Source organism: Rhodococcus sp. BP-316 (assembly GCF_019836105.1).
In the GTDB taxonomy this organism is placed as follows: domain Bacteria; phylum Actinomycetota; class Actinomycetes; order Mycobacteriales; family Mycobacteriaceae; genus Rhodococcoides.
The window spans coordinates 198,929-210,519 of record NZ_JABUEE010000004.1; the positions used below are offsets into that span (position 1 = coordinate 198,929).

General features: G+C 70.0%; 10 protein-coding genes. 3 read left to right on the forward strand and 7 right to left on the reverse strand.

From position 1 onward, the window contains the following. Window positions 1–2: 2 nt before the first annotated feature. The 7 genes from HQ312_RS09480 to HQ312_RS09510 form a co-directional block, all read right to left on the reverse strand. Complete coding sequence (locus tag HQ312_RS09480) at window positions 3–1,187, reverse strand: Xaa-Pro peptidase family protein (protein ID WP_027505686.1); 1,185 nt, start codon at window positions 1,185–1,187, stop codon at window positions 3–5. An 82-nt stretch (window positions 1,188–1,269) separates the two neighbouring features. Then, window positions 1,270–1,956 carry a GntR family transcriptional regulator gene (locus tag HQ312_RS09485; RefSeq protein ID WP_222638434.1) on the reverse strand — a complete coding sequence of 229 codons (687 nt, stop codon included), beginning with the start codon at window positions 1,954–1,956 and terminating at the stop codon, window positions 1,270–1,272. Next, window positions 1,953–3,431, reverse strand: coding sequence for an NAD-dependent succinate-semialdehyde dehydrogenase (locus tag HQ312_RS09490; protein WP_222638435.1), 1,479 nt, complete (start codon window positions 3,429–3,431; stop codon window positions 1,953–1,955). The genes HQ312_RS09485 and HQ312_RS09490 overlap by 4 nt, the downstream gene beginning before the upstream one ends. Further along, complete coding sequence (locus HQ312_RS09495) at window positions 3,428–4,744, reverse strand: aspartate aminotransferase family protein (protein WP_222638436.1); 1,317 nt, start codon at window positions 4,742–4,744, stop codon at window positions 3,428–3,430. Before HQ312_RS09495 ends, HQ312_RS09490 begins: the two co-directional genes overlap by 4 nt. A gap of 45 nt (window positions 4,745–4,789) precedes the next feature. Beyond that, window positions 4,790–6,139 carry an allantoinase AllB gene (gene allB / locus HQ312_RS09500; protein WP_222638437.1) on the reverse strand — a complete coding sequence of 450 codons (1,350 nt, stop codon included), beginning with the start codon at window positions 6,137–6,139 and terminating at the stop codon, window positions 4,790–4,792. Then, on the reverse strand, window positions 6,136–7,197 hold the full coding sequence (gene alc, locus HQ312_RS09505; protein ID WP_222638438.1) for an allantoicase: 1,062 nt from the start codon (window positions 7,195–7,197) through the stop codon (window positions 6,136–6,138). Before alc ends, allB begins: the two co-directional genes overlap by 4 nt. 3 nt (window positions 7,198–7,200) lie before the next feature. After that, entirely contained in the window at window positions 7,201–7,614 is a 414-nt protein-coding gene (locus tag HQ312_RS09510) for a gamma-glutamylcyclotransferase (RefSeq protein WP_222638439.1), read from the reverse strand. A gap of 139 nt (window positions 7,615–7,753) precedes the next feature. On the opposite strand from HQ312_RS09510, the gene HQ312_RS09515 reads away from it, so the two are divergent. Genes HQ312_RS09515 through HQ312_RS09525 form a run of 3 tightly spaced genes read left to right on the forward strand, consistent with a single transcriptional unit; the run spans window position 7,754 to window position 11,495 of the window. Further along, window positions 7,754–8,506 carry an aspartate/glutamate racemase family protein gene (locus HQ312_RS09515; RefSeq protein WP_027505679.1) on the forward strand — a complete coding sequence of 251 codons (753 nt, stop codon included), beginning with the start codon at window positions 7,754–7,756 and terminating at the stop codon, window positions 8,504–8,506. Window positions 8,507–8,517: 11 nt separating this feature from the next. Beyond that, complete coding sequence (locus HQ312_RS09520; protein ID WP_222638440.1) at window positions 8,518–9,411, forward strand: ribokinase; 894 nt, start codon at window positions 8,518–8,520, stop codon at window positions 9,409–9,411. Beyond that, a complete protein-coding gene (locus tag HQ312_RS09525; RefSeq protein WP_222638441.1) occupies window positions 9,408–11,495 on the forward strand; it encodes a RecQ family ATP-dependent DNA helicase in 2,088 nt (695 codons plus the stop codon). Before HQ312_RS09520 ends, HQ312_RS09525 begins: the two co-directional genes overlap by 4 nt. The last annotated feature ends 96 nt before the right edge of the window (window positions 11,496–11,591 follow it).

Here is an 11,591-nt window from a genome sequence, read left to right on the forward strand (position 1 = left end):
CGTCACTCCTTGACTGTCAGGCATCGCGGGTAGGCGGTGAAGGTGTCGATACCGGTGTCGGTGACCACCACGGACTCGGACACCTCGTATCCGTAACCGTCGAGCCACATACCGCCGATGACGTGGAACGTCATGTTGCGCTGCAGGATCGTGGCGTCGTCGCTGCGCAGGCTGATGGTGCGCTCGCCCCAGTCCGGCGCGTACGCGATGCCGATCGAGTACCCGATGCGGGAAGGCTTGTGAAATCCCGCCCGGCCCAGTTCACGGTTCCACGTCGCCGCGAGGTCACTGGTCTGCACTCCGGGCCTCATCTCCGCGAGCACGGCTCCGAGTGCGTCGTCGGTGGCGGCGGCGAGACCGGCCATGCGCGGGTCCGGTCGCCCGAGCGAGACCGTCCGCGCCATCGGGACGTGGTAGCGGCGGAACACCCCGGTCAGTTCCACCACGGTCGACTCCCCGTCCCGGAACGGCCGGTCGGTCCAGGTGAGATGCGGGGTGTCCGCACCCTCACCGGTGGGCAGCATCGGAACGATGGCCGGGTGGTCGCCGCCGAAGTCGTCCGTGCCGCGTACCTGCGCCGCGGAGATCGCCGCGGCGGCGTCACACTGGCGCACACCGACGGCGATCGCGTCCATCGCGGTCGCCATGGCGCTCTCGCAGATCGCCGCCGCCCCGCGCATCAGCTCGATCTCGGTGTCCGACTTCACCGATCGCACCCAGTTCACCAGCTCACGCGAATCGACGAACCGGTACTCCGGCAGGCACTTCACGAGTGCTTCGAACGCCTTCGGGCTGAAGTAGTAGGAGTCCATCTCGAGCCCCACCTGGCCGTGCTCGAAGTTCGAGACCAGGCTCAGTCCGCGCAGCGTGTCGGCCACCCAGACGAAGGGATGGGTGTCCGGCCGTTGCACCAGGGTCTCCGGATAGCCGAACACCTGGTCGTCGGGAAGCCACGACGTGCGTGAGGCGCCGTGCGCGTCCATGGCGCGGGCGAAGAACAACATGTCGCCCTCGGCCGGCACGAAGAGCACCTGCGGGGTGTAGAACGACAGGGCGTTGTAGGCCGTCAGATAGTAGATGTTCGACGGATCGGTGATCATGAGCGCCGCGAGACCCCGCTCGGCCATGACGGCACGCACGGCAGCGAGGCGGGAGCTGTGTTCGGCCGTACTGATCGTGTCGATCATGCTGTACCCCTGACATTTTCGAGAGTATCCGGGTTCTTGGAGCGAGCGTAGGTGCTCGCACCCACGGGCGCAGCGCGAGTGACTACGCGGTCTCCGCCGACTCACGTAGCGACGCCGTCAGATCGTGCACGGCGGTGTCCATGTGTTCGCGCAGAGCAGGTTCGAGCCGGGCCCAGTCCTGCGTTCGCAGCAGATCGACGAGCAGCGTGTGCTCCTCGATCAACGCGTCGGGCCGGTGGTACGCGGTCTCGAGGTTGGCCATACAGATGCGGGCCTCGGCGGCGAGCGTCGCGTACATCCGGCCCATCCGGCTGTTGCCCGTCGCCGCGACCAGTGCGGTGTGGAACGCGAGATCCCGCTCCGCCACCGACCGCCAGTCGCCCCGGTCGATGGCCGGCTGCATCTCGACCACGATGCGCGACAACGCGTCCGCGACGCGTCCGGAGTCACCACGCTGCAGAACGGTGAACGCGGCACCGATCTCGATGGCCGCGCGCGCCTGGTAGATCTCGGCGACGTCGGACTCACCCAGCTCGACGACGAAGACGCCGCGATTGCGGAAGGAGACGAGCAGCCCCTCCTGACTCAGCCGTTGCAGCGCCTCACGAACGGGTCCGCGGGAGACGGCGAGTTCGGTCGCGACCGTCGCCTCGTGGACCTGCTCCCCCGGTGCGAACGATCCGTCGATGATGCGCTCGCGCAACTGGTCCGCGATGACGGTCGACGTGGTGCGGGCGTCGAGGGGCGTCAGCCGTCGAGTGGCCGTCACAGCGTCCGCCCCGGCCGACGCGGCACGGCGAAGTACTTCACCTCGAGGAACTCGTCGATGCCGAGACGCCCGCCCTCACGTCCCAGTCCGGACTGCTTGACCCCGCCGAAGGGTGCCGCGGGGTTGGACACCAGCCCGGTGTTGAGGCCGACCATGCCCACCTCGAGACGCTCGCCCAGATCGAAGGCCCGGTCGACGTCGCGAGTGAACACGTAGCCCACGAGACCCCACTCGGTGTCGTTGGCGATGCGCACCACCTCGTCCTCGTCGTCGAAGGTGATGATCGCGGCGACCGGCCCGAAGATCTCGGTGTGCACGATCTCGGCGTCGGGTGGGACGTCCACCAGGACCGTCGGAGGGTAGAAGTATCCCGGCCCCTCCGGCGTGGCACCGCCGGTCAGGATCCGCGCGCCGAGTCTCACCGCGTCGTCGACGAGGCGCTGCACCTTCGCGCGGCCCTCCGCGTCGATCAGCGGGCCGACCCGGACACCCTCGTGCGCACCGTCTCCCACGGTCAGCTCGGCCATCCGCGCGGTCAGCTGCTCCGCGAAGGTGTCGACGACGGACCGATGGACGAACAACCGGTTGGCGGCGGTGCAGGCCTCCCCCATGTTGCGCATCTTGGCGATCAAGGCTCCGTCGAGCGCCGTCCCCAGATCGGCGTCCGCACAGACGACGAGGGGCGCGTTCCCGCCCAGTTCCATCGACGTCCGCATGACGGTGGACGCCGCCTGGCCGAGCAACAGCCTGCCGACGGCGGTGGAGCCCGTGAAACTCAGCTTCCGAGCCACGCCGCTGCGCAACCACGGTTCGACGACGCCACCCGCGTCCGAGGTCGTGACGATGTTGAGGACGCCGTCCGGCAGTCCGGCCTCCTGAAAGATGCGGGCCAGAGCGAGCGAGGTGAGCGGTGTCTGTTCGGCCGGCTTGAACACCATGGTGCATCCGGCTGCCACAGCGGGCCCGATCTTGCGGGCACCCATGGCCAGCGGAAAGTTCCAGGGCGTCACCAGCACACACGGTCCCACCGGTACTCGTGTGACCACCATGCGCGTCGACCCGTCGCCGGTCAGGGTGTGATCGCCGGCGATGCGGACGGCCTCCTCGGAGAACCAGCGAAGGAACTCGGCTGCGTAGGCGACCTCGCCGCGCGCCTCGGCGAGCGGCTTGCCCATCTCGGCGGTCATCACGGCGGCGAGGTCCTCCGTCCGCTCGACCACGAGGTCGAACGCACGGCGCAGCACGACGCTCCGCTCCCGCGGCGACGTCGCCGCCCACGCAGACTGGGCGGCGCTCGCGGCATCGAGCGCCAGAGCGGCGTCGGCAGGCCCCCCGTCGGCGACGCGCGCGATGGTCTCGCCGGTGGCAGGGTTCTCGACGTCGAACGTGCGGCCGTCCACCGCGTCCCGCCAACGACCACCGATCAGAATGCTGCGATCGGCCACCGGCACGGGTCGGTCGACCGTCGTCGTCACGACCGAACTCCCAGCGCCGCGTCGCACGCCTCCGCGATGCGCTCGAGTCCCAGCTCGACCTCGTCCCGCGTCACCACGAGGGGCGGGATGATGCGCACCACGTTGCCCAGCGCACCGCACGTCAACAACAGGAGATCGCGGTCCAGAGCTGCCTTCTGCAGAGCGAGCGCGGCGCCCGGATCGGCGTCCCCGGCGTCGTCGACGAACTCGAATGCCGCCATCAGACCGAGCCCGCGGGCATCTCCGATCTCGTCGTGCCGAGCCGCGATCTCACGCAGTCCACCGAGAAGCTGCTCCCCGCGCAGACGGGCGTTCTCCACCAGGCCCTCGTCCTCGACCACGTCGAGCGTGGCGACGGCGGCCGCCGCGGCCACCGCGTTCCCGCCGTAGGTGCCGCCCTGCGATCCCGGCAGGGCGGTACTCATGAGGGCGGTCGAGGCGGCGATCGCGGAGATCGGGAAGCCGCTGGCGAGACCCTTGGCCGTGATGAGAACGTCCGGGGTGGAATCGGAGAACTGGTGACCCCAGAACTTCCCCGTGCGGCCCACTCCCGCCTGGACCTCGTCCACGATGAGCACGATGCCGTGCCGATCGGCTCGCTCTCGGAGTCCGTCCAGGAACGCCGGCGGGGTGGGAAGGTAACCACCGTCGCCCAGGACCGGCTCGATGATGAACGCCGCGGTGTCGGCGACGGCGGACACGGTCTGCAGCAGGTAGTCGAGCTCGCGCAAGGCGAAGGTCACCGCGGTGTCGAGGTCCCAGCCGTACCGGAACGCGTACGGGAACGGCGCGATGTGGACGCCGCCCATCATCGGAGCGAAGCCGGACCGGAACTTGGTCCCGGCTGTGGTGAGTGTCGCCGCGGCGACGGTGCGACCGTGGAAGCCGCCGTGGAACGCGATGATGTTCGGGCGGCCGGTGGCCATGCGCGCCAGACGAATCGACGCCTCGACGGCCTCGGACCCCGAGTTGGCGTAGAACACGCTGTCCAGGCCGACCGGCAGGACGGTGCCGAGCTTCTCGGTCAACTCGAGCAGAGGCGTGTGCATGACGGTCGTGTACTGCGCGTGGATGATCTTGCCGACCTGCTCGCGCGCCGCCGCGACCACGCGCGGATGGCAGTGTCCGGTGCTGGTCACGCCGATACCCGTGGTGAAGTCGAGGTAGCGGCGCCCGTCGGTCCCGGTGATCCAACTTCCCGACGCGTGATCCACGACGATGGGTGTGGCCTGCTTCAGGGCGGGCGACAGCCGAGCGGTGTGAGCACCGGTGGAGGCGTCGGCTGTTCGAGGCACGAATGCTGCTGCAGTCATGCCCTCACTGTCGAGGACGATCGTCCGATTGTCAACAATCTGCAATCAGCCGCGCGTCAGCAGCCTTCCCTGCGGTGGACCGTCGAGATCGATGCGTCGTCCGGCGAGCCAGGTCGAGCGCACACAGCCCGTCACCGTGCGGTCGTCGTACGCACTCACCGGATTCCTGTGCCTCAGTTCCTCCGCGTGCACCACGAACTCCTGGTCCGGTGCGAACACCGCCAGGTCGGCGTCCTTGCCCACCGCGATCGCGCCCTTGCTCTCCAGTCCGACCTGAGCAGCCGTCGCCGCGGACATCCACCCGACGACGTCGGCGAGAGAGTGCCCACGCCGACGGGCCTCGGACCACACGGCGGCCAAGGACACCTGCAGCGAGGCGATGCCGCCCCACGCGACACCGAAGTCGCCGATGTCGAACCGCTTGAGCTCCGTGGTGCACGGCGAGTGATCGGTGACCACCGTGTCGATCACGCCGTCGGACAACGCCTGCCACAACGCGTCTCGGTTGTCGGCCTCCCTGATGGGCGGGCAGCACTTGAACTGGGTCGCCCCGTCCGCGATCTCCTCCGCCGCGAACGACAGGTAGTGGGGGCAGGTCTCGGCAGTGATCCGCACACCGTCCTTCTTCGCCGCCGCCACGAGCGGCACGGCGTCGGCACTCGACAGGTGCAGGATGTGGACGCGGCATCCCGTCCGCCGCGACGCCGCGATCACGTCGGCGATGGCCGTGTTCTCCGCGGCGCGCGGTCGCGACGCGAGGAAACCTGCGTAGTCCCGGCCGCCGGCGTTCTCGGAGTCGGCGATGATCTGCGCGTCCTCGGCGTGCACGATCAGCAGTCCGTCGAACGAGGCGATCTCCCGCATCGCCTCCTCGAGCTCGTCGGGCGAGAGAGGCGGGAACTCGTCGACACCCGAGTGCAACAGGAAGCACTTGAAGCCGAAGACACCGGCCTCGTGCATCGCGCGCAGGTCCGGGACGTTGCCGGGTACGGCGCCACCCCAGAAGCCGACGTCGATGCGAGTCTCGGGCTCGGCCACCGCTCGTTTGACGTCGAGTGCGTCGGTGGAGACCGTCGACGGAATACTGTTGAGCGGCATGTCGATCAGGGTCGTGATGCCCCCGGCGGCCGCGGCGGCCGTCGCACTCGCGAAACCCTCCCACTCGGTGCGACCGGGCTCGTTCACGTGCACGTGGGTGTCCACCAGGCCCGGGAGCAGTACCTCGTCGTCGGCCAGGTCCACGACGACGTCCGCATCGACGGGATCGTCGTGACCCACGACGGCGACGATGCGGCCGTCCCGCACCCCCACCGTGCACGCCGTCTCGGTACGGGAACCGTCGGCCGCGGTCACGACCGCACGGCGCGCGCGGAACGCGAGATCCCACGCGCTCATGCCGGGGCCTGCTCGGCGAGGAGTGCGCGGTGTTCGGCGGGAAGCCCGTCCCACCAGGCGGCGCGCGCGTCGACGCGGCCACGCTCGTCCGGATCGCCGAACAACCGCAGCCGGGACAGACCCCCGTCCGGGTAGACGTCGAGGCGCAGATGTGTTGCGGCAGGGGCGCCGTCGAGAAGGAACAGGTGCCGCGTGTCGGGCTGGACCGCCGTGCGCGGCAGGACCTCGGCCCACGCGGACGGATCCGCCACGTCGGCGACCCGATCGTCGACGGTGCTCAGTCGCACCCAGCCCGGGGCGTTGCCGACGTAGTACGACGTGTCCACCTCCACGTGCCGCGGCGCCCCGGCGACAGCGAGAGCGAACGTCGCGTGGTCGTTTCCGCCGCCTCGCCGACGCGAGTTCTCCCACCCCTCACCCATGTTCCGGGCACGGCCGGGCAGGATGATGTTGGCCGGAGACGCGTAGAACGCGTCCGAGCACTCCACGAGCCGCCCACCGTGTTCCGCCGCCAGCAGATCGACCGTTCCGGTCAGGAACCGCGGGTCTGGCACCACCTCGCCGTGCACCCGCAACCGCGCCACTCCCCCGTCCGGATAGATCGACAACCGGACGTGGGTCCAGCGACGGGTGTCGGTCACGGGATACAGATTCGCCGTGTCGCCGTCGGCCGGCGACTTCTCGACGATGGTGTGCCACTGCACCGTCGACAGTTCCTCGGCGGAGGGGTAGCCCTCGACGGACGCGGCCTCGACCGACACGAACGGCGGATAGTTGCCGCGGAAGAACGCGGTGTCCACGACGACGCCGTGCACGATGCCCGCCGCACCCAGCCGCACGAGAGCCCAGTCGTGCCCGTCGTCGCGTCGGCGGCGGGTCTCCCAGCCGTCGTACACCTTGCCCTTGTGGCCGAACTCCGACGGATCGAAGAACGGCGCCGTCGGCTTGATCAGGTTCTCGCGCTGGGCGAACAACTCGTCGTTGGCGGCGCTCACCGACCCGCCCAGAGCGCGCGAGGCGAGATCGGGAAAGAGGAGGAAGTCAGCAGCGGCGGACACGACTCATGCTCCCGCGGAGACGGTCTCGTCCGGATCGGGAAGCCCGCGATAGGCACGCCACCCACCGAGATCCGTGATCTCGGTGAGCTCTGAGGACAGCGAGTCGACCAGGCCCGGTCGCAGCACCACGGCCATCACCGACCGTCCGTCGGCGAGCTCGATGACCGAGAGTTCGAGTTCGACGGGCTCCTCCGGCAGGAAGTCGGTGCGGATGTTCTCCATCGGGACGTCGTACAGCTCACCGGCGATGGAGGCGCCACCGGTCTCGGTCAGCAGCAGGCCGGGGAACTCGTCGCGCACCGCGAAGAACCGGTAGTTCGGCGCCGTCCGCACCGAGCCGAGGAAGGTGTGACTGGAGACGTTGTGGTGCAGGTTGCCGCCACGCATGGCGCCTCCGTTGCAGAACAGTTCGGCCATGGTGTGGGTCCGGTCCTCTCGTTCGGTTCACGCTCGTGCGCTGCCAACGTAACCGAGTTCGCGATATATCTTCGGGCCTGCGGAGCGGGTCTACTCTGAGCGACGCCGAACCCCGTTCCCGTCGAACTCCGGAGCTGCCGTGCGCATCCTCGTCGTCAACGTCAACACGACGCGATCCATGACCGAGGCCATCGGTGCGCGCGCCCGCGAGATCGCGTCGCCGGGCACCACCGTGGTCGCGCTGACGCCGGCGTTCGGGGCCGAGTCGGTGGAGGGCAACTACGAGTCGTACCTCGCCGCCGTCGCGGTCATGGAGACCGTTCGCGCGTACGCGGAACCGTTCGACGCCGTCGTGCAGGCCGGCTACGGCGAGCACGGCCGCGAGGGCCTGCAGGAGCTGCTCGACGTTCCCGTCGTCGACATCACCGAGGCCGCGGCGAGCACCGCGATGTTCCTGGGGCGGTCGTACTCGGTGGTGACCACCCTCGATCGCACGGTCCCGCTGATCGAGGACCGACTGCTCGTCGCGGGCCTGCACACCCGCTGCGCGTCGGTCCGCGCCAGCGGCCTCGGGGTGCTCGACCTCGACCGTGATCCCGACGCGGCGGTGCGCGCCGTCGTCGACGAGGCGGAGCGCGCGGTGCGCGACGACCGAGCCGAGGTGATCGTCCTGGGGTGCGGCGGAATGTCCGGTCTCGACGCCGCCGTGCGGGCCAGGGTCGACGTTCCCGTCGTCGACGGGGTGACCGCGGCGATCACCGTCGCCGAGGGGCTGGTCCGGCAGGGTCTCCGCACGTCCAAGGTGCGCACGTTCGCGCCGCCGCGGAGCAAGTCGTTCGTGGACTGGCCGCCCGCTCGTCGAGACGGCTCGGGTGTCCGAACCACCCGTTAGTGTCGTGCACCATGGCCGATCCTGACACCGCTCGTCCCCGCATCACCATCGTCGGCAGCATCAACATGGACCTCGTCGCCCGCACCCCCACGCTGCCCGCACCGGGTGAGACGGTCCTCGGCAGCGCGTTCCGCACCTCCCCCGGCGGCAAGGGCGCCAATCAGGCGGTCGCCGCCGCTCGGGCCGGCGCCGAGGTCGTCTTCGTCGGAGCAGTCGGCTCCGACACCTTCGCGCTCGAACTGCGCGAGACCCTCGTCGGGGCCGAGGTCGACGCGTCGCTGCTGCGCGAGGTCGAGGGCGCGAGTGGCGTCGCGGTCATCACGGTCGACGACGCCGCGGAGAACTCCATCGTCGTCGTGGGCGGTGCCAACGAGACCCTGACCGAGCTCACGGCGGATGAACTGGCTGCCGTCGCCGAAGCCGACGTCCTGCTGTGCCAACTCGAGACGCCCGTCGCGACGGTCGTCGCGGCGGCGCGACACGCGCGGGCCAACGGCACGCTCGTGTTCCTCAATCCCTCACCGGTGCAACCGCTCTCCGACGATCTGCTGGGTCTCGTCGACGTCGCGATCGTCAACCGCGACGAGGAGAACGCCCTGGGGGTCGACGCACTCGCCCGCATTCCGCACGTGGTCACCACGCTGGGGGCCGACGGTGCCCGCCATCGCAGCGCCGACGGCGTCGTCACCGCCCATCCCTCGCCCGCCGTCGAGGCCGTCGACACCACGGGCGCCGGCGACGTCTTCGCCGGCACGCTGGCCGCCGCGTGGCGCGACGGCCCCGCCACCGCGGTTCGGCGCGCGTGTGCGGCAGGGGCCGTGGCCACCACGCGCGACGGCGCGGGGTCCTCGGCTCCCACCGTCACCGAGGTCGACCGGGCTCTCGCCGGGACGCGTGACGCATGAGTACCCGTGAGCGCGCACAGGAGCTGCTGACCGACCTCGCCGGCCCCGATGCCGTTCTCCGTGAGGACCAGTGGACGGCGATCGAGGCGCTCGTCGTCCATCATCGACGCGCACTCGTCGTGCAGCGCACCGGGTGGGGAAAGTCGGCCGTGTACTTCATCGCCGCACGCCTGTTGCGCGAGCAGGGGCTCGGACCGACCGTCATCGTGTCGCCTCTGCTCGCGCTCATGCGCAACCAGGTCGCTGCGGCCGAGCGCGCCGGGGTCACCGCCGCCACCATCAACTCGGGCAACGTCACCGAGTGGGACGACGTCCACGCACGCGTCGCGGCCGGTGAACTGGATGTGCTGCTGGTGAGCCCGGAGCGGCTGAACAATCCGGACTTCCGCGATCAGGTGCTGCCCTCGCTCTCCGCGGACGCGGGGCTCGTCGTGGTGGACGAAGCGCACTGCGTCTCCGACTGGGGTCACGACTTCCGGCCGGACTATCGCCGCATCAGGTCGCTCATCGCCGAGTTGCGCGAGGGGGTCCCCGTTCTCGCCACCACGGCCACCGCGAACGATCGGGTGGTCGAGGACGTCGCGGCACAGCTCGGTGTCGGCGGGGCCGACACCACCGTCCTGCGTGGCGGTCTCCAGCGCGAGTCGCTGCACCTGTCCGTGGTCACCATCCCCGATCCGACGGCGCGCATCGCCTGGCTCGCCGACCATCTCGAGACCCTGCCCGGCTCGGGCATCGTCTACTCGCTGACGGTCGCGGGAGCCAACGACCTCGCGGCGCTGCTGCGCGATCGAGGAATGGAGGTGGCCGCCTACACCGGCCAGACCGATCCGACGGAACGCGAAGCGGCGGAACAGGATCTGCTGCAGAACCGTGTGAAGGCGCTCGTCGCGACCTCGGCGTTGGGCATGGGTTTCGACAAACCCGATCTGGGGTTCGTCGTGCACGTGGGTGCACCGTCGTCGCCCATCTCCTACTACCAGCAGGTGGGCCGCGCGGGTCGCGCCACCGAGCGCGCCGACGTCGTCCTCCTGCCCGGTCCGGAGGACCGGGAGATCTGGAGCTACTTCGCGTCCGTCGCCTTCCCTCGCGAACACGTCGTACGTCGGGTGCTCGAGGTGCTGGACACCGAGCGCGCCCAGTCCACCCAGGCTCTCGAACCGCTCGTCGAGCTCGGACGCACTCGGCTCGAGATGGTGCTCAAGGTCCTCGACGTCGACGGTGCCGTCCGGCGGGTCAAGGGGGGTTGGCTCGGCACCGGGGAACACTGGCACTACGACCGGGAGCGCTACGAACGACTCGACGAGGCACGGCTGTCCGAGCAGCGCGCGATGATCGAGTACCAGAGCACCGACGAGTGCCGGATGGCGTTCCTGCGCCGGCAACTCGACGATCCGTCCCTCACCGGGGATGCGGAGGCGGACCGGTGCGGGCGCTGCGACAACTGCACCGGGCAGCACCTCTCCGCGGACGTGTCGGCCGATCACGTGGAGTCGACCCGTCGCCGTCTCGATCGACCCGGGCTGGACCTCGCCATCCGCAAGCAGTGGCCGACAGGACTGAAGAAGGTCGGCGTCGAGCTGTCGGGGAAGATCAGCGACGGCCCGGAGACCGGCCGCATCCTCGGCCGCCTCACCGACCCGGTGTGGGGACCACGCCTGCGCGCGCTGACGGACGGCGAGGACGGTCCGGCACCCGACGGGTTGGAGGCCGCGTGCATCAAGGTCCTCGCAGAGTGGACGTGGGACGAGCGGCCCACCGGGCTGATGGTCATGGAGAGCGACTCCCGACCGGCGCTGTTGAACGACCTCGGGGAGCGTCTGGCGAGGGTCGGCAGGCTGGAGCCACTGGGCGTTCTGCACCGTCGGCCCGATGCCCGGCCCGTCTCGGGCGCGAACTCCGCGTTCCGCGTCGCCTCGTTGGTGGACGCCTTCGAGGCACCCGATCTGACGGCGCATCACGGACCCGTCCTGCTGCTCGATCTCTCCACCGACACCGGGTGGACGCTCACCGTGGCGGCGCGGGCGCTCCGGCAGGCGGGGGCCGATGCGGTGCTTCCGTTCGCGTTGATCGGTCGCGGGTAGGCCGGAGGCCGGCCGCGGGTGGTCGGGTAGGCCGGAGGCCGGCCGGGTAGGCCGGAGGATCGACAGAAGGGGTGTCTGTCGGCGCGCGACTAGTGT

Bases quoted from the DNA above. Each gene is read 5' to 3' on its own strand.
- HQ312_RS09525 (WP_222638441.1), top strand. From the start codon at position 9,408: ATGAGTACCCGTGAGCGCGCACAGGAGCTGCTGACCGACCTCGCCGGC.
- HQ312_RS09495 (WP_222638436.1), bottom strand. From the start codon at position 4,744: ATGACTGCAGCAGCATTCGTGCCTCGAACAGCCGACGCCTCCACCGGT.
- HQ312_RS09480 (WP_027505686.1), bottom strand. From the start codon at position 1,187: ATGATCGACACGATCAGTACGGCCGAACACAGCTCCCGCCTCGCTGCC.
- HQ312_RS09510 (WP_222638439.1), bottom strand. From the start codon at position 7,614: ATGGCCGAACTGTTCTGCAACGGAGGCGCCATGCGTGGCGGCAACCTG.
- allB (WP_222638437.1), bottom strand. From the start codon at position 6,139: ATGAGCGCGTGGGATCTCGCGTTCCGCGCGCGCCGTGCGGTCGTGACC.
- HQ312_RS09520 (WP_222638440.1), top strand. From the start codon at position 8,518: ATGGCCGATCCTGACACCGCTCGTCCCCGCATCACCATCGTCGGCAGC.